Origin of the sequence: Nocardioides ureilyticus, assembly GCF_051280745.1 — a bacterium.
Taxonomy (GTDB): Bacteria; Actinomycetota; Actinomycetes; order Propionibacteriales; family Nocardioidaceae; genus Nocardioides.
This window is the reverse complement of the sequence record NZ_JBNCOG010000028.1, coordinates 30,116-47,423: the sequence shown is the minus strand read 5'-3', so window position 1 is coordinate 47,423 and position 17,308 is coordinate 30,116. Positions and strand designations below refer to the sequence as shown.

Here is a 17,308-nt window from a genome sequence, read left to right as displayed (position 1 = left end):
ACTCGTGGGGGGGGGGCGGGCGGGCGGCGGGCTACGAGGGCGTTGGCCTCCACGCCCCGCCCCCCCCCGCCCGCCCGGGGGGGGGGGGGCGGCGCCGGGGCCGCCCCCGCGACGCCGTCGCGGGGCCGGCCCGTCCGTGGAGCGAGGTGCGGGCCTCCTACCTGCGCGCCCGCCGGGCGCACGCGCTCGGGCTGCGCGACGACACCGAGGCGCACCTGCCGCAGCTGGTGCTCACCGCGGACCCCGACGCGCTCGCCGACCTCCGCGCCGCCGCGCTCGCGCCGCTCGCCGGTCTCCGCCCGGCCACCGCGGAGAAGCTCGAGGAGACGCTGCGCGCCTGGCTGCTGCACCAGGGGCGACGCGAGGACGTCGCGGCCGCGCTGTTCGTGCACCCGCAGACGGTCCGCTACCGCATGGGCCAGCTCCGCGAGCTGTACGGCGACCGCCTCGACGACCCCGCCCTGGTGCTGCGCCTGACCCTCGCCGTCGGCGCGGGCGCCGGGACGCCGCCCGCTGGCTGACGGTCCGTACCGTGGCGGGCATGCGCGCCACCTCCACCCGTCGCCGGGCTGCCGGCTCGGTCCTGCTCGCGGTGCTCGCCGCGACGGCCGGCTGCAGCGACTCCCCCGGCGACCCGGTCGGCCCGTCGACCAGCACGTCGACCGGCCCCGACGCCTCCTCCGCCGCGCCGCGCACCGGCGACGTGACCGCGGGCGGCACGACACCGCTGGCCACGCCGGACGCCGGGCGCTTCCCGACGTACGTCGCCCTGGGCGACTCCTTCACCTCGGCGCCGCTCGTGGGCGAGACCGACCGCGCCGACGGCTGCCTGCGCTCGACGCAGAACTACCCGCGGCTGGTCGCCGACGCCCTCGGCGCCGAGCTGACCGACGTCAGCTGCGCCGGCGCCGACACCACCTCCCTCGTCGGCGCCCAGCCGACCCTCGACGGCGCGGTGCCGGCCCAGCTCGAGGCGCTCGAGCCGGACACCAGCCTCGTGACGATCGGCATCGGCGGCAACGACTTCGGGATCTACAGCACGCTGGTCGGCGCCTGCGTCCGCGCGCGGCAGGAGGACCCGGACGGCGCGCCGTGCCGGGAGCAGCTCGGCCCCGACGGCGTCGCGGAACTGCGCGCCAACATCGACACCGTCGGCGACCGGCTGGTGGCCGCCGTCCGCGGGATCCGGGACCGCGCACCGGAGGCCGAGGTGGTCGTCGTCGGCTACCCGGAGATCGTCCCGGCGGACGCCACGTGCAGCGACGTGCTGCCGCTGGCCGAGGGCGACCAGCCCTTCGCCGCCCGGATGAACCGGCTGCTCGCCGACACCCAGGAACGTGCCGCGCGGCGCGTCGGCGCCCGCTACGTCGACCTGTACGCCGCCAGCGACGGCCACGACGTCTGCTCCGACGACCCGTGGGTCAACGGCCGGATCACCCGGGACGGCGTGGCGCTCGCCTACCACCCGCTCGCCGCGGGGCAGCAGGTCACCGCCGGCCTGGTGCTGGACGCCCTGGCCGGCTGACCGTGCGGGCCTGCCACCTCGACCGTGCAGGCCTGCCACCTCGACGGGTCAGAGGTCGCGGTGGACGACGGTGCCGTCGACGACGGTGAGCCCGACGGTGGTGGCGCGCAGCGCCGCGGCGGTCTCCGCGGTCGAGGCGTGGTCGGCGAGCGGGTCGCGGTCGACCAGGACCAGGTCGCCGCGGGAGCCCTCCGCGACCGTCGGCTGGCCGTCGACGGAGGCCGCCAGCGCCTCCTGCACCGTGAGCGCCTGCTCGGGGTGCCACGGCTCGCGCTCGTCGGCGCTCCGGTGGACGGCCGCGGCGAGGGCCAGCCACGGGTCGAGCGGGGAGACCGGCGCGTCGGAGCCCAGGACCAGCTCGACGCCGTCCTCGAGCATCCACCGGAACGCGTAGCACCGCTCGGACCGCTCACCCCAGATCCGCTCGCTCACGTCGCGGTCGTCGAGCAGGTGCGCGGGCTGCACGCTGGCCCGGATGCCGAGCTCGGCCATCCGGCGCACGTCCCCCCGGCCGACCAGCTGGGCGTGCTCGATCGACCCGCGCGCGCCGGTGTCGCCGTACGCCGCGAGGGCCTCGGCCACGGCGGCGTCGCCGATCGCGTGGGTGGCGACCTCCAAACCGGCCCCGTGCGCACGCGAGAGGTGCTCGCGGAGCTCGGCGCCGGACAGGTTGGGCTGCCCGGCGGGGTACTCCAGGCGGTGCGCGTCGGCGTACGGCTCGCAGCACCAGGCGGTGCGGGTGTTGAGGGAGCCGTCGCTGATGATCTTCAGCGACCCCATGGTCAGCCGCGAGTCGCAGCCGGGCAGCGTCTGGCCGGTGCGCAGGCCCAGCGCGATGACGTCGTCGAGGTGCTCGGCGTACGTCGCCGCGCGCACGTGGAGCAGGTCCGCGCCGGCGCCCCAGCGCTCCACCCAGTCCAGCGGGCCGTGGCCGAACTCGTAGTCGGCGATGCCGACGATCCCCAGCGCCGCGGCGGCCTCGAGCGAGCGGCGGTAGGCCTCGGGCGAGGTCCCGTCGTTGCCGACGAGGGTGACCAGCCGCGGGTACACCGCGAACCACTCCGCCTCCCGCACGACCGAGTCGCGGACGGGCATGGCCAGGTGCAGCAGCGCGGTGGTGTTGAGCCAGGCGTGGTGGCCGTCGCCGCTGATCAGCACCACGGGGGTCTGCCCCGAGACGGCGTCCAGCTCGGAGACGGTGACCTCGCGGTCCCACGCACCCGAGCGGTGCCCCCACCCGATCACCGGGAGCTCGGGCTGCTCGGCCACCCGCTCCGCCACGGCACCGGTCACGTCCTCCGGCGTCCGGGCCCCGGCGAGGTCCAGCCGCTGGGAGGCCAGGGTCCACTGCGCCATGTGCACGTGCTGGTCCCACAGGCCGGGGAGCAGCCACCGCCCGTCCGCGTCGACCTCCTCGACCCCCGCCGGGCGGGCGAGGTCGACGCCGAGTGCGGAGACCCGGCCGCCCTCGACGAGGACGTCGACCGGGCGCTCCGGCACCGCGTCGCCGGGGTGGAGCGGGACCGGTCGGGCACGGCGCAGCAGCAGGCTCGTCATGGGCCAGAACGTAGCCGCGGCCCGGAACCCGTCTACCCTCGGGCGCCATGAGGACGGGGCTTAGCGGGACCGGCACGCTGGCGGCCGCCGGCGCGGTGCTCGGTCTCGTGCTGGGCGCCGCCGGGGGCGTCCTCGCGGCGGGGCTCGCGCGCCCCGAGCCCACGGCCGCCGGGACCGCCGTCCCGGTCGCGGCCGTGTCGCCGTCCTACCCGGTGGACCCGGAGCCGGAGGTCGTCCCGGACCCGGACACCCCCGCGCTCGCTCCCGGCGTGCCCACCCGCCCGGCGGAGATCGAGGTCCACCCCTACCGGCTCCGGCTCCCGGTGCCGGTCGGCTGGTTGCGCAGCGACTCGAGCCTCGGCGAGTGGAAGTGGCTCCCGCCGGACCAGCCCGGCGACAACTCCTTCTTCCTCCGCGTCCGGCTCATCGGCGGGGTCCAGACCCGGGCGGCCGTGCTGCAGCAGCGGCTCGACGCGCTCGGCGGCGCCTCCGAGGTCGAGGACCTCGTCGTGGAGTCGCGGGACGAGAAGGGCTTCACCGCGACGTACGTCCTGTCGGGGTACCGCCGCGTGGCGATGGAGCGGTTCCTCTCCGTCGACGGGTCCACGGCGTACGCCGCCATCGCGCTCATCGGACGCGAGCGCGACCGGCGGGGCATGGCCGATCTGGTGGAGCGGATCGTGCGGGGCGCCACGACGTCCTGAGGCCCCGGCCCGGGTGCCGGCGGCTCAGATGCCGTGGGTGTCGACGCTGTCGAGCACCTCGTTGGCCGTGGCCCGGTCGGCACTGCGGACCTGCACCCACAGCAGCCGGTTCCCCGCGACCTGGACCACGCGCTCGACGGTGACGCCGTGCGGGCAGCCGGTGTGGACGACGGTCCGCGAGGGATCGCCGGTGGTCTCGGTGACCGGCTCCTGGGCCACGTCGCACTCCGGGTGCTGCGGCATCGCGGTCGGCAGCTGGTTGCCGGGGAAGAGGCCGAGGAAGACGCCCTCCGCGCGCGTGGTCGGCTCCCTCCACCGCTCGGTGGTGCCGACCGAGAGGGCGGGGTAGGTCACGTCGTCGTTCGGCGGGGTCCAGCCGTCCGCCGCGACCGCACGCTCCCAGTCGCGCGGCACCTCGACGCTGAGGCTGCCCTGGTCGTCGACGACCCGCACGTCCTCCGCGCGGGTCGACTGCCACCCGTAGCCCACGGCCGCACCGACGGCCACGGCCGCGACGGTGACGGCAGCGGGCACGACGAGCCGGCGACGGTGTGGCCGAGGCGCTCCGGCGGGGCCCTCGCCCGACGTCTCGGGCGGCTCCGGGCGCGCGGTCGGGCGGGCCCCGGGCTGGGTGAGGTCCGGGTCCATCGCCGGCAGCGCCGCCGGCCCGCCGCCCGGCACCACTCCGTCCGGGAGGTCCGCGTCGTGCAGGGTCGCCGCGAGGGCGTCGACGAACGCCGTGACGTCCGGGAAGCGGTCCTCCCGGTCGACGGCGAGCGCCCGGCGCACCACCGCGTCGGTGGCGGCAGGGAACGGCCGCTCGGGCGTCCCCAGCGGCGGCGCCGGCGCCGGGTGGGCGGCGGCGCCCAGCGTCGCGTGGGTGTACGGCGCCCGGCCGGCGAGCAGCAGGTAGGCCAGCGCGCCGAGGGAGTATTGGTCGGCCCGGGCGTCCAGCGGCTCGGCCTGCGCCTGCTCGGGCGCGACGAAGGTCGGCGTACCGGCGACCATCGTCAGCCGCGACGACATGTCCAGCGCCTTGCCGAGCCCGAGGTCGCCCACCATCGCGCGGACCTCGCCGCGGACCGTCCGGAACAGCACGTTGGCGGGCTTGACGTCGCGGTGCAGCACGTCGCGCTCGTGGAGCGCGGCCAGGCCGGCGCCGACCTGCCGGACCACCTCGAGGGCCTCCGGCACCGGCAGCACTCCCGCCTCCAGGCGGTCGGCGAGGGTGCCCTGGTCGGCGTAAGCCATCACCAGGTACGGGCGCCCGTCGTCGAGCTCACCGGCGTCGTAGACGCTCACGACGTGCGGACTCTCCACGCGCCGCAGGAAGCGGCCCTCCTCCTGGAACCGCTGGCGGACGTGCTGGTCCTCGGTCCAGTTGTCGGCCAGCACCTTGACCGCGACGGGGCTGTCGAGCTGCTCGTCGTAGGCCAGCCACACGGTGGCGAAGCCGCCCGCACCGATCCGCCGGCGCACGACGTAGCGACCGAGTCGGTGGGGCATGGACACAGGGGCATTATCGTGCAGCGGACGGGGAGGACGGCGGATGACGGGCAGCACGGCGCACGCGCACACACCGGACGAGCTCGACGAGCTCGCCCGGCGGGCCCGCGAGGGCGACCGGGACGCGCTCGAGGAGCTGCTGACCGCCGTCCGGCCGCGCGCGCTGGCCGTCTGCCGGGGCGTGCTGCCGCACTCGGCCGACGCGGAGGACGCCTGCCAGGAGGCGCTGCTCAACGTCGCCGGGAAGATCGGCTCCTGGGGTGGCCGGGGCCGGTTCACCACCTGGCTGCACGTGGTGGCGCTCAACAGCGCGCGGACGACGTACCGGCGGATGCGCAACCAGGCGGTCGCCAGCGACCTGCTGCCCGAGCACGCCGACCCGCGCACCACCTCCGTCATCGCGGGCACCCGGCTCGACCTGCTCGAGGCCGTCGAGGTGCTCGAGCGCGACCGCCCGCAGATGGTCGAGCCGCTGATGCTGCGCGACGTCTACGGGATGTCCTACGCCGAGATCGGCGCCCACCTCGGCATCCCCGTCGGCACCGTCAAGGCGCAGGTGCACCACGCCCGCAAGCTGGTCCGGCCGATGCTGCGGCCCGAGGAGTGAACCGGGGCGCGGGTCCGCTGGCGCTCCTCGTCGGCCTGGCGCTCGCGGGCTGCTCCGGCGGCTCCGGCGAGGCCCAGCCACGTGAGGCGGCCCCCTCGTCGAGCACCTCCTCGGCGGCTCCCGAGCGGTCGCCGGGGACCACCCGGCCTGCGGACGCCCTCGACGCGGCGCTCAGCGAGCCGCGGGAGGACTCGGTCTACCCGCACGTGGGCGACCCGGGCGTCGACGCCCTCCACTACGACCTCGCGCTGGACTGGGACCCCGCCGCGCGCGTCCTCGAGGGGCGGGAGCGACTGGTCTTCCGCTCGACCGAGGACGACGACCAGGTCCAGCTCGACCTCGCACCCGAGCTCCAGGTGCGCTCGGTGCGGGTCGACGGGGAGCCGGTCCGGTTCGGCCACCGCGGCAAGGACCTCGTCGTCCGCCACGACGTCGTGGCCGACGAGCGGTACCGGCTGGTCCTCACGTACACCGGCACGCCGCAGCCGGTCACCTCTCCCACCACACGGACGGACGTCAGCGAGACCGGTTGGACGACGACCACCGGCGGCGAGGTGTGGACGATGCAGGAGCCGTACGGCGCGTTCACCTGGTACGCCGCGAACGACCACCCCTCCGACAAGGCGCTCTACGACATCACCGTCTCGGTGCCCTCCCCGTGGGTCGGCGTGGCCAACGGCGAGCTGCTGTCGCGGCGCGACGCCGGGGACCGCACGGTCACCCACTGGCGGCTCGCGGAGCCGGCGGCGTCGTACCTGGTGACCGTCGCCATCGGCGACTACGTCGTCACCCGCGAGGAGTCCGCGACGGGCGTGCCGATCAGCTACTGGGTGCCGCGTGGCCGGCCGGAGCTCGTGACGCGGCTGCGGGCGACCGCACGGGAGCTGCCCTGGCTCGAGGAGCGGCTGGGCCGCTACCCGTACGACACCCTCGGCGTCGTCGTGGTCGACTCCAGCAGCGCCATGGAGACCCAGACGATGATCACGGTCGGCACGACCGACTACGCGACCTCGGCCCCGGTCCTGGTCCACGAGATGGCGCACCACTGGTACGGCGACCTCGTCACGCCGACGGACTGGCGGGACCTGTGGCTGAACGAGGGCATGGTGATGTACCTGCAGCTGGTCTGGCAGGCGCAGCACGACGACGTGCCGCTCGAGGCGCTCCTCGGCGGGTACGCCGAGCGGGAGGCGGCCGAGCGTGCCGACCACGGACCGCCGGGCGACTACGACCCGGACGCCTTCGGCGAGTCGAACGTCTACTACGGACCCGCGCTGATGTGGCACGAGCTGCGCGAGCGCCTGGGCGACGAGGTCTTCTGGAGCCTGGTGCGCGAGTGGCCCGCGTCGCAGGCCGACGGCAGCGCCGACCGCGAGGAGCACGTCGCGTGGGTCGAGGAGCACACCGGCGAGGAGCTCTCGGCGTTCTTCGACGCCTGGCTGCTCGACGAGACGACGCCGCCCCGCTCCTGACCTCGCGCCGCCGTCGGTCGGTCGGGGGATGGGGCCGTCGGCCCCGGGTACTCCGGGACCGTGACGGCCACGGACCCCGCCGCCCTCGCGCAACCGCTCGCCGATCCCGCGGACCTCGACCCGCTCCTCGACCGGATCGGGGACGCGCGGGTCGTCTGCCTGGGCGAGGCCTCGCACGGCACCCACGAGTACTACCGGTGGCGCGAGCTCCTCACCCGGCGGCTCGTCGAGGAGCGCGGCTTCGACGCGGTGGCGGTCGAGGGCGACTGGCCGGACTGCTGGCGGGTGAGCTGCAGCGTGACCGGCGCGCCGGGAGCCCCGACGGACCCGCGCGAGGCGTTGGCCGGCTACGTCCGGTGGCCGACCTGGATGTGGGCCAACGAGGAGGTCGCCGGCTTCCTCGGCTGGCTGCGTGGCCACAACGACCGGAGGCCGGCCGGCGAGCGGGTCGGGTTCTACGGGCTCGACGTCTACTCCCTGTGGGAGTCGCTGCGCGCCGTGGTCGACCACGCCCGCGAGCACGATCCCGCGGAGCTCGAGGCGGCGCTCGCGGCGTGCCGGTGCCTCGAGCCGTACGCCGAGGACCCGCAGGCCTATGCCCGGTCCACCCGCTTCGTGCCCACCGGCTGCGAGACCGAGGTCGTCGGGCTGCTCCGGGACCTGCTCCGCCGCCACGCCGACGACCTGGACGCCACCGGCCGAGCGCCTGCCGAGCGTGACGCGACGTTCGCGGCCGAGCGGAACGCCGAGGCGGCCGTGGGCGCGGAGGCCTACTACCGCTCGATGGTCCGCGGCGGGCCGGAGTCGTGGAACATCCGCGACACGCACATGGTCGAGACCTTGGACCACCTCCTCGAGCACCACGGGTCGAGGCGCGGGCGCCCGGCGAAGGTCGTGGTGTGGGCGCACAACACCCATGTCGGTGACGCCCGCTTCACCGACATGTCCGACGCCGGCCTGGTCAACCTCGGCCAGCTGGTCCGGGAGAGGTACGGCGAGGAGGAGTGCGTCCTGGTCGGCTTCGGCAGCCACCGGGGCACCGTGGTGGCCGGCCGCGAGTGGGGGCTGCCACGCGAGGTGATGCGCGTGCCGGCGGCCCGCGCCGGCAGCACCGAGGCGCTGCTGCACGACTCGCTGCCCGGACGCTCCGCGCTCTTCGTCTTCCCGCCCGACCTCCCGCAGTGGGCGGCCGAGGAGCGACCGCACCGGGCCATCGGTGTGGTCTACCGGCCCGAGGCCGAGCGCTGGGGCAACTACGTGCCCACCGTCCTCGGGCGCCGGTACGACGCCTTCCTGTGGATCGACGAGACGTCCGCCCTGCGGCCCCTGCCCCGCGGTGGTCACGGGACCGACGGCCCGGCCGGCGAGCTGGAGTCCTGGCCGACGGGGGCCTGAGCCGAGCCGTTCCGCCCTCGGCGAACCGGCCTTCCGCTGCGGCGGCCGCCCGGGCACCGTGACGGCATGCGACTCCTCGTGCTGGGCGGCTCGGTGTTCCTCTCGCGGGCCGTGGCCGAGCTGGCCGTCGAGCGGGGTCACGACGTCACCTGCGCCTGCCGCGGCGCGTCCGGGTCGGTGCCGGAGGGCGCGCGGCACGTGCCGGTCGACCGCGCGGAGGCACTGCCGGAGGCGATCGGAACGGGCTCGTCGTACGACGCCGTGGTCGACGTGGCTCGCCAGCCCTCGTGGGTACGGCGGGCGGTGGAGCGGCTCGGCGAGAGCCACTGGGTCTTCGTCTCCACGGTCAACGTCTACGCCGACGAGTCGACGCCGGGCGGCACGCCGGGCTCGCTCCCCCTGCGGGAGCCGCGCTGGGAGGACGCGGACGTGTCGGTCGACCCGGAGGCGTACGGACCGATGAAGGTCGCCTGCGAGTCGCTCGTGCGGGCGGGCGCCCGGTCGTCGACGGTGGTGCGTCCGGGCTTGATCGCGGGGCCGGGTGACCCGTCGGGGCGGTTCACCTACTGGGTGTCGCGGTTCGCCGACGCCGCGGCGCGCCCCCGCGTCCTGGCCCCGGGCGATCCCGAGGACGTGGTGCAGGCCCTCGACGTCCGAGACCTCGCGGCGTGGGTCGTCGACCTGGCGGAGGACCGGGCGCCCGGGGTGCACGACGCCGTGGGACCGGCCACCCCGATCCGTGACCTGTTGGCCGCGGTGGCGCGGGGCTGCGGCGGCGACGGTGCCGCGCTGACCTGGGTGCCGCAGGAGGCGCTGGCCGGCCAGGGCGTCGAGCCGTGGTCGGGCCCTCGCTCGGTGCCGCTCTGGCTACCGCGGCCGCAGTACGACGGCCTGCTCGCCCATGACGCCGGCCCACCCGCCGCCGCGGGGCTCGGCACCCGGCCCGTCGAGGAGACCGCCAGCGACACCCTGGCCTGGCTCCACGCCACCCCGTCGGCCGCGGTGACCGGCCTGACCCGGGCGGAGGAGGCCGAGGTCCTCGCCGCGGTGGCCGGACGCCCCTAGCCACCCGGTGGTCGAGCTTGTCGAGACCACGGCCCTGCTTCGGTGGTCGAGCTTGTCGAGACCACGCCCTACTCGGTGGTCGAGCTTGTCGAGACCACGGCCTACTCGGTGGTCGAGCTTGTCGAGACCACGCCCTACTCGGTGGTCGAGCTTGTCGAGACCACGGCCTACTCGGTGGTCGAGCTTGTCGAGACCACGGCCCTGCTTCGGTGGTCGAGCTTGTCGAGACCACGTCGGTGGTCGAGCTTGTCGAGACCACGCCCTGTTTCGGTGGTCGAACTTGTCGAGACCACGCGTGTAGTGCCGTCGGCCTAGGTCCGTCGGTGGAAGGTGACGCTGCCGTCGGGATGTCGCTGGGTGTCGTAGGTGGGGTCGTGGATCCGGGCGTGGTGGTGGGGACAGAGGTTGCGGGCGTTGGCCAGGTCGGTAGCCCCGCCTGAGTGCCAGGGGGTGTCGTGGTGGGCGTGGCAGAGGTAGGCGGGCCAGTCGCAGCCGACGGTGGTGCAGGTGGGCTGTGACTGGTTGAGTGCGGTGCGTTGGGCTTTGGTGAAGAGGCGGGTGGTGCGGCCGAGGTCGAGGACCTCGCTGCTGCTGCCGAGAACGGCGGGGATGATGCCTGCTTCGCAGGCGATGCGGCGGGCGTGGGCGGCGGAGACGACGCCGCCGGTGTCGAGCTGTGCGTGGCGCAGGCCGCCGAGGAGGGTGTGGAGGTCCATGGTGACCACGACGGTGGCGTTGGTGCCGCCGAGGTCGGGGAGCCGGTCGGCGGGGAACCGCTCGATCAGCTCGACCAATGCCGTGCCGAGGCGTTCGGGTGAGGGGCGGCGTTCGTAGGAGCCGGCGCCGTCGGTGGCGGCGACGTGCTTGGGCGCCGAGAGCGCCAGCAGCGCCTTGTGGAGCATCTGCCCGTGGGCTTCGGGGACGCTGAACTTCCCGACCATGCTCCCGCGACCGTCGGGACACATCGTCAGGAACGCACGCGCCGCAGCGGCCCGCTCCTCGCGCTCCAACGCACGGGCGTCGTGCGCCTCACCGATCTCGGGTGCGATGACGGTGAGCAGGTGCTTGCCGATCACCCGCAACGCGGACGGGTCGTGATGGGCCGCTTCGGCCACGAGGTGCCGCTCAGCCTTGGCGTAGAGGTCGGGCTCCAACCCCTCCGGAAGTGCGTCGAGGGCGGTGGTGATGACGCGGGCCTGCTCGGCGTTCACCCCACCAGCAGCGAGTGCCTCCCGCACGAGGGGGAACCGCCCCAACGCCTCCGCGAGCCGCACCCGGCCGGCGGCGGCACGCCGGTCCTGCTTGGTGGCGTGGGCCCACCAGCTCGCCGTCGACGTCGCACCGGTCTGCTGCTCAACACCGACCTCACCAGCGTGCGCGGCCACCCGCAGCTCCAGCTCCGCGACCTGCGCCGCCAAGCGCGTCAGCTCCACCAGCGTCGCGCCGGTCTCCCCAGGCCCCAGGCCGAACAACGGCACCTCCGCCAGCCCGTCCAGCTCCTCACGCAGCCGCGCGACCGCACGCGAGACCGGGTGATCTCCGCCGGGTCGCAGGTCCTTGGCCATGACCCCACTCAAGCACCCGCCACCGACAGTCCCAGATACTGTTTCCGCACGTCAGGGCCGGTCCGCGAATTGTCCACAGGGCGCGTCCCGACCGCGATCTGCACAGGCGAACGTGCTCGACCTCCGGGCCGTGGTCTCGACAAGCTCGACCACCGGGCCGCCGTGGTCTCGACAAGCTCGACCACCGAAGTTCTGCTCGACCACCGGGCCGCCGTGGTCTCGACAAGCTCGACCACCGATCAGCCGGCTCGACCACCGAAAGGGGGGCGTGGTCTCGACAGGCTCGACCACCGGGCCGATGCTGGGACCCTGGACACCACCTCGCGGACCGCGCCGACAGGCCGCCACCGGCAGGTCGCGGCTGCGGCGTCGCTGACGTTCGCCACGATCGGGGGCACCGCCTGGGTGACCTGGCAAGTCCTCGAGGGTGGCGAGGACACGTTGCTGGGGTCGCAGCTCGCAACGTGGGCGGCGACGGTCGGCGTCGCGCTCGCGGTGGTCGCGCTGGTCTCGGCCTTCCTGCACCGCCGCCCGGGAGTCATCCCCGGCGCCGCTCTGGGCGTCGCCGTCTCCCTGGTCGCCATCGTCGTCGGGCTCGTGGTCGACATCGCGACGTCCGGCTCGCTCACGGGATAGAGCACCGACTAGGTTCCACCCCCATGGCCCGCCTGGACGCCGCAGCGCTGATCGACCTGGTCCTCGACGGGGGCTCGTGGCGCTCGTGGGACACCCCGCCCGAGCGCGCCGGGATCAGCGAGGAGTACGCCGAGGAGCTGCGCCGTGCGCAGGAGAAGTCGGGCGTCGACGAGTCGGTGCTGACCGGCGAGGGGCTGATGAAGGGCCGGCGGGTGGCGGTGGTCGTCGGCGAGTTCGGCTTCCTCGCCGGCTCGATCGGCCGCGCGGCCGCCAACCGCCTCGTGACGGCGATCGAGCGCGCCACCCGGGAGAACCTCCCGCTGCTGGCCGCCCCGGTCAGCGGCGGCACCCGGATGCAGGAGGGCACGCCCGCCTTCGTGCAGATGATCCGGATCAGCCAGGCGGTGGCCGCGCACAAGGCGACCGGCCTGCCGTACCTCGTCTACCTGCGCCACCCGACCACCGGCGGCGTGATGGCGTCGTGGGGGTCGCTCGGCCACGTGACCGTCGCCGAGCCCGGCGCGCTCGTCGGCTTCCTCGGCCCGCGGGTCTACGAGGCGCTCTACGGCAAGCCCTTCCCCGAGGGCGTGCAGACGAGCGAGAACCTCTACGCCCACGGCATCATCGACGCCGTCGTCGCCCCCGACGAGATCGCCGCCATCCTCGACCGCGCCCTCACCATCCTGCTCGCGCCCCGGCACGGCATCGACCCGGTGCCCGCCGCGCCCGACGACTCCGCCGACGGCACGCTCCCCGACGTCGAGACCTGGGACGCCGTCACCCGGTCCCGCCGCCCCGACCGGCCCGGCGTACGCCGCCTGCTCAAGTACGCCGCCTCCGACGTCGTGCCGCTCAACGGCACCGGCCAGGGCGAGCGGGACCCCGGGCTCTTCATCGCGCTGGTGCGGTTCGGCCAGGCGCCGTGCGTCTTCCTGGGCCAGGACCGGCGCGGCCAGACCCCGGACCACCCGATGGGGCCGGAGGCGCTGCGCGAGGCCCGCCGCGGGATGCGACTGGCCTCCGAGCTCGGACTGCCGCTGGTGACGGTCATCGACACCCAGGGCGCCGCGCTCTCCCCCGACGCCGAGAACGGCGGGCTCGCCGGCGAGATCGCCCGCTGCCTCGCCGACCTGGTCACCCTCGACGCCCCCACGCTCTGCCTGATGCTCGGGGAGGGGAACGGCGGCGGCGCGCTGGCCCTGCTGCCCGCCGACCGGGTGGTGGCGGCCCAGCACGCCTGGCTCTCCCCGCTGCCGCCCGAGGGCGCCAGCGCGATCGTCCACCGCGACCTCGACCACGCCCCCGAGATGGCCCGGCAGCAGCGGGTGCGAGCCCTCGACCTCCACGACCTCGGCATCGTCGACCGCGTGGTCGCCGAGCGGCCCGACGCCGCCGACGAGCCGGAGGCCTTCTGCCGGCGGGTCGGCGCGGTGCTGGAGCACGAGCTGGCCGCGATGCTCGACCGCGGCCCCGGCTCCCCCGCCGACCGCGCCCGCCGGTACGCCTGAGCCCGCCGCACCAGTGGGACCACGGCTGCGGGCGGGCGCGCCCGCTGGCTAGCGTGCGCCGGTGACCAGCCAGCGCACGTACGTCGTCAGCGGGGCCGCCTCCGGCATCGGGGCCGCGACCACGGGGCTGCTGCGGTCCCAGGGGCACCGGGTCGTCACGATCGACCTGCACGACGCCGACGTCGTCGCCGACCTGTCGACCCCCGACGGACGCCGCACGGCCGTCGCCGGCGCTGCCGACCTCGTGGGCGACGACGGCCTCGCCGGCGTCGTGCCGGCCGCCGGGATCGCCGGGCTGACCGGCGTGGACCCGGAGCTGGTCGTGTCGGTCAACTACTTCGGCGCGGTCGCCCTCGTCGACGGCCTGCACGCCCAGCTCGCGACCGGTGGTCCCGGCGCGGCGGTCCTCCTGGCCAGCAACTCCGTGACCGCCCAGCCGGGCTGGAGCGCCGACGTCGCGAGCGGCTGCCTCGCGGGCGACGAGGAGGCCGCTCGCCGGGCGGCCGCCCCGCTCGAGGCGGTGCACGTCTACCCGGCCACCAAGGGGGCGCTGGCCTACTGGGCCCGCCGCGAGGGCGTGACGCCCCGCTGGGCCGGCGCAGGCGTCCGCCTCAACGCGGTCGCGCCCGGGCTGATCGCCACGCCGATGACCGACCGGCTGCGGGCGGACCCGGAGCTGGGCGTCTTCGCCGACGCCTACCCCACCGCGCTGGGTCGGCCGGGGCGACCCGAGGAGGTGGCGGCCACCATCGCCTTCCTGCTCTCCGACGCGGCCAGCCTGGTCGTGGGCTCGGTCCTCTTCGTCGACGGCGGGACCGACGCGATGCTGCGGCCCCTGAGCCCCGAGGGCGTCCAGGTGGGCCAGGTGCACCTCGGCGACGGCGGCGCGAGCGCGGTCAGCGCTCGGTAGCGGCCCCCGCGCAGGCGGCCACCGCTGCCCGGATGGCGGCCCGCATCTCCCTCGAGAGCGCGGACCCGGGCTGGTCGACGTAGCGGAGCTCCTCGTCGAAGAACCCTGCCGCCACCATCTCCTCCAGCCCGGCCTCGGCGATCCACCGCTCGGCCGCACAGGTCGCGGTCGGCCCGCTCACCACGCCCTGGTCGACGAGGGCGCGGGCCAGGCTGGTGACGGCCGTCCGCTCCGACGGCTCCGACGGCGCTGACGGCGCTGACGACGCCGGCCCCGGCAGCCCGGCCGGGGTCGGCAGGCCGGCCGGTGTCGCCACGCGGTCGCGGCCGCCCCAGGTGAGCGCCCACGCCGCGACGGCGCCGGCCACGACCACCAGCAGCGCCACGACGAGCGCCACGACCTTGGCCCGCGACCCGGCCGGCGGCGGGAGCGGCCGGCGCGGCGGCGGGTCGACGGCGGTGACCGGCACGACGTGCTCCTCCTCCTCGGGCAGGGTCAGCAGCGCCCGCAGCTCGTCGCGCACGGCGCCCGCGTCGGCGTACCGCTCGGCGGGGTCCTTGGCCATCGTCCGGGCCAGCACCCGGTTCAGGCCTTCCACGAGCGGGCCGTCGCCCGGCAGCTGCCGGACCGGCTGCTCGCGGTGGGCGGTGACCAGCTCCCACTCCGAGCTGCCGTCGTACGGCGGAGAGCCGGTGAGCACCGTCCAGAGCAGGCAACCGAGGGAGTAGACGTCGCTGCGCGGCCCGGCGCTCGCACCGGCGTGGAGCTCGGGCGCCATGTACCGCGGTGTGCCCGCGCTCCCCACTCCCGGCGCGGTCTCGTCCGCGTCGGCGCGCCGGGCGACGCCGAAGTCCCCGAGGTACGCCGTCAGGCCGTCGTCGCGGTGGCGGAGGAGGACGTTGGCGGGCTTCACGTCCCGGTGGACCAGGCCCGCGTCGTGGACGTCGGCCAGGCCGGCCGCCACCTGCCCGACCACGTCGATGGCGGTGCGACGCTCCGGCGGGCCGTGCGCCTCGAGCATCGCGGCCAGGTCGCCGCCCGGCACCAGCTGGGTGACCAGGTAGAACCGGCCGTCGACCTCGCCGTGGTCGTGGACCTGGACGACGTGCGGGGAGTCCAGGGAGGCCTGGGCCGCGGCCTCGCGCGTGAACCGCCGGCGGAACTCCGGGTCGGCGGCGAGGTGCGGCGCGACCACCTTGACCGCGACCTGCCGCTGCAGCCGGGAGTCCAGCGCCTCGAAGACCCAGCCCATGCCGCCGACGCCCAGGCACCGGCCGATGCTGTAGTGGTCGAGGACCTCGCCGACAGCGGGATACCCGAGCGCGTCGCGCTCGTCCTCGCCGCTCGCGTCATGACGGACCACCTGCTCCGTCTACCCCTCCGGGCGACGTTCTACTCGTCCTCCGCAGGAGCCGGGCCGGCCACGTCCCGGCCGCCTGGCCCAGCCGGACCACCCCCGGCTGACCCACCCGGAACCGTCCGCCTGACCCACCCGGGCCGACCCGAGGCACCGCCGGTTACAAGTGTGTGAATCGGCCACCGCAGGGCCCCCGCCGTCCCTACCTTCTCCTCGTGGCACACCGTGACCTGAGCGACCGCGAGCTCCGCGCCCTCGCGTTCGTCGACGAGCGTGAGCTCGCGCGCGACCTCCTCGAGCTCGTCGCCGTGCCGAGCGTGGTGGGCAGCGACGCCGAGTGCGACGTGCAGCACCTGCTGGCCAAGGAGCTGCGCGAGCTGGACCTCGACGTCGACCTCTGGCAGCTGGACCTTCCGACCCTCACCGCCGACCCCGACTTCCCCGGCATGGAGGTCCCGCGCAGCGAGGCGTGGGGCCTGGTCGCGGCGAGCGACCTGTCCGCCGGCGAGCCGGAGCTGGTGCTCCAGGGACACGTCGACGTGGTGCCCGAGGGCGACCCGCTGCAGTGGCGGACCGCGCCCTTCCAGCCGTACGTCGACGGAGCCGGCCGGGTGCACGGCCGTGGCACCTGCGACATGAAGGCCGGCGTCGTGGCCAACATCGCCGCGGTCCGAGCCGTCCGGGCCGCCGGGATCGCTCTCCCCCGGCCCTACGCCCTCCAGCTCGTGGTCGGCGAGGAGGACGGGGGCCTCGGCGCCTTCGGCACCCTCGCCCGCGGCCACCGCGGCAAGGCGTGCGTCATCACCGAGCCGACCAGCGGGACCATCACCACCGCCAACGCCGGCGCGCTCACCTTCGAGCTGCGAGTGGCGGGCGCCGCCACCCACGGCAGCACCGCGTACGCCGGCCACAGCGCCATCGACGCCTACCTCCCGCTCCACGCGGCCCTGGCCGGCCTCGAGCGCCGGCGCAACGCCGAAGTGCACCCGCTGATGGCGGAGTACCCCGTGGCCTACCCGATCTCGGTCGGCACCCTGCGCGCCGGCGACTGGGCCAGCACGGTGCCCGACCTGCTCGTCGCCGAGGGCCGCCTCGGCGTCGCCCTGGGCGAGGACGCCGCCGACGCACGGGCCGCTCTGGAGGAGGCGATCGCCGAGGCCGCCGCCCGGGACCCGTGGCTGCGCGACCACCCGCCGGTGGTGGCGTGGACCGGCGGGCAGTTCGGTGCCGGCCAGTACGACGGTGACGCCGGCGCGCTGCACGACCTGGTCGCCGCCGCGCACGTCGACATCACCGGCGGCCCGCGGCCACGCGAGCGCGGCGCGCCGTACGGCTCGGACCTGAGGCAGTACGCCGCGGCCGGCGTGCCGACGCTCCACTACGGCCCCGGCGACGTGCGCCTCGCCCACAGCCCGCTCGAGGCGGTCGACGTGGCCGAGGTCGTGGCCGTCACCGAGACGCTGGTGCTCACCCTGCTCCGCGCCTGCGGCTGACCACCCCG

At 75.7% G+C, this 17,308-nt stretch carries 15 protein-coding genes; 11 read left to right on the top strand and 4 right to left on the bottom strand.

Features of this window, described 5'->3' with window-relative positions:
- Nucleotides 1-146 precede the first annotated feature (146 nt).
- Nucleotides 147-521 carry a helix-turn-helix domain-containing protein gene (locus ACSMHG_RS15030; RefSeq protein ID WP_435746534.1) on the top strand — a complete coding sequence of 125 codons (375 nt, stop codon included), beginning with the start codon at nucleotides 147-149 and terminating at the stop codon, nucleotides 519-521.
- A gap of 20 nt (nucleotides 522-541) precedes the next feature.
- Complete coding sequence (locus ACSMHG_RS15025) at nucleotides 542-1,525, top strand: SGNH/GDSL hydrolase family protein (RefSeq protein ID WP_435746532.1); 984 nt, start codon at nucleotides 542-544, stop codon at nucleotides 1,523-1,525.
- 48 nt (nucleotides 1,526-1,573) lie between these two features.
- Here the strand turns inward: ACSMHG_RS15025 and ACSMHG_RS15020 are convergent, their stop codons facing one another.
- Entirely contained in the window at nucleotides 1,574-3,082 is a 1,509-nt protein-coding gene (locus ACSMHG_RS15020; protein WP_435746530.1) for an amidohydrolase, read from the bottom strand.
- Nucleotides 3,083-3,129: 47 nt separating this feature from the next.
- Here ACSMHG_RS15020 and ACSMHG_RS15015 point away from each other — a divergent pair, with 47 nt between their 5' ends.
- Nucleotides 3,130-3,786, top strand: coding sequence for a hypothetical protein (locus ACSMHG_RS15015; protein ID WP_435746528.1), 657 nt, complete (start codon nucleotides 3,130-3,132; stop codon nucleotides 3,784-3,786).
- A 24-nt stretch (nucleotides 3,787-3,810) separates the two neighbouring features.
- Here the strand turns inward: ACSMHG_RS15015 and ACSMHG_RS15010 are convergent, their stop codons facing one another.
- Entirely contained in the window at nucleotides 3,811-5,292 is a 1,482-nt protein-coding gene (locus tag ACSMHG_RS15010; RefSeq protein ID WP_435746526.1) for a serine/threonine-protein kinase, read from the bottom strand.
- Between the two features lie 43 nt (nucleotides 5,293-5,335).
- On the opposite strand from ACSMHG_RS15010, the gene ACSMHG_RS15005 reads away from it, so the two are divergent.
- The 4 genes from ACSMHG_RS15005 (at nucleotide 5,336) to ACSMHG_RS14990 (ending at nucleotide 9,831) form a co-directional block, all read left to right on the top strand.
- The gene (locus ACSMHG_RS15005; RefSeq protein WP_435746524.1) at nucleotides 5,336-5,899 is read left to right on the top strand and encodes an RNA polymerase sigma factor; all 564 of its coding nucleotides are present in this window, start codon (nucleotides 5,336-5,338) and stop codon (nucleotides 5,897-5,899) included.
- Complete coding sequence (locus ACSMHG_RS15000) at nucleotides 5,896-7,371, top strand: M1 family metallopeptidase (protein ID WP_435746522.1); 1,476 nt, start codon at nucleotides 5,896-5,898, stop codon at nucleotides 7,369-7,371. Before ACSMHG_RS15005 ends, ACSMHG_RS15000 begins: the two co-directional genes overlap by 4 nt.
- Nucleotides 7,372-7,431: 60 nt before the next feature.
- Nucleotides 7,432-8,766 carry an erythromycin esterase family protein gene (locus tag ACSMHG_RS14995; protein ID WP_435746520.1) on the top strand — a complete coding sequence of 445 codons (1,335 nt, stop codon included), beginning with the start codon at nucleotides 7,432-7,434 and terminating at the stop codon, nucleotides 8,764-8,766.
- 66 nt (nucleotides 8,767-8,832) lie between these two features.
- Nucleotides 8,833-9,831, top strand: coding sequence for an NAD-dependent epimerase/dehydratase family protein (locus ACSMHG_RS14990; RefSeq protein WP_435746518.1), 999 nt, complete (start codon nucleotides 8,833-8,835; stop codon nucleotides 9,829-9,831).
- Nucleotides 9,832-10,142: 311 nt separating this feature from the next.
- Here ACSMHG_RS14990 and ACSMHG_RS14985 read toward each other — a convergent pair whose 3' ends face one another.
- Nucleotides 10,143-11,396: an HNH endonuclease signature motif containing protein gene (locus ACSMHG_RS14985; RefSeq protein WP_435746516.1), complete on the bottom strand. Its 1,254-nt coding sequence runs from the start codon at nucleotides 11,394-11,396 to the stop codon at nucleotides 10,143-10,145.
- 405 nt (nucleotides 11,397-11,801) lie between these two features.
- Between ACSMHG_RS14985 and ACSMHG_RS14980 the strand changes: the two genes are divergently transcribed.
- The 3 genes from ACSMHG_RS14980 (at nucleotide 11,802) to ACSMHG_RS14970 (ending at nucleotide 14,450) form a co-directional block, all read left to right on the top strand.
- Nucleotides 11,802-12,032: a hypothetical protein gene (locus tag ACSMHG_RS14980; RefSeq protein ID WP_435746514.1), complete on the top strand. Its 231-nt coding sequence runs from the start codon at nucleotides 11,802-11,804 to the stop codon at nucleotides 12,030-12,032.
- Nucleotides 12,033-12,055: 23 nt separating this feature from the next.
- Nucleotides 12,056-13,540, top strand: coding sequence for a carboxyl transferase domain-containing protein (locus tag ACSMHG_RS14975; RefSeq protein WP_435746512.1), 1,485 nt, complete (start codon nucleotides 12,056-12,058; stop codon nucleotides 13,538-13,540).
- 61 nt (nucleotides 13,541-13,601) lie between these two features.
- Nucleotides 13,602-14,450, top strand: coding sequence for an SDR family oxidoreductase (locus ACSMHG_RS14970; RefSeq protein ID WP_435746510.1), 849 nt, complete (start codon nucleotides 13,602-13,604; stop codon nucleotides 14,448-14,450).
- On the opposite strand, the gene ACSMHG_RS14965 is transcribed toward ACSMHG_RS14970, so the two are convergent.
- Nucleotides 14,437-15,813 (bottom strand): serine/threonine-protein kinase, encoded by a 1,377-nt coding sequence (locus ACSMHG_RS14965; protein WP_435746508.1) that lies wholly within the window; start codon nucleotides 15,811-15,813, stop codon nucleotides 14,437-14,439. The genes ACSMHG_RS14970 and ACSMHG_RS14965 overlap by 14 nt on opposite strands.
- A gap of 209 nt (nucleotides 15,814-16,022) precedes the next feature.
- On the opposite strand from ACSMHG_RS14965, the gene ACSMHG_RS14960 reads away from it, so the two are divergent.
- Entirely contained in the window at nucleotides 16,023-17,300 is a 1,278-nt protein-coding gene (locus ACSMHG_RS14960) for an ArgE/DapE family deacylase (protein WP_435746506.1), read from the top strand.
- Nucleotides 17,301-17,308: the final 8 nt, after the last annotated feature.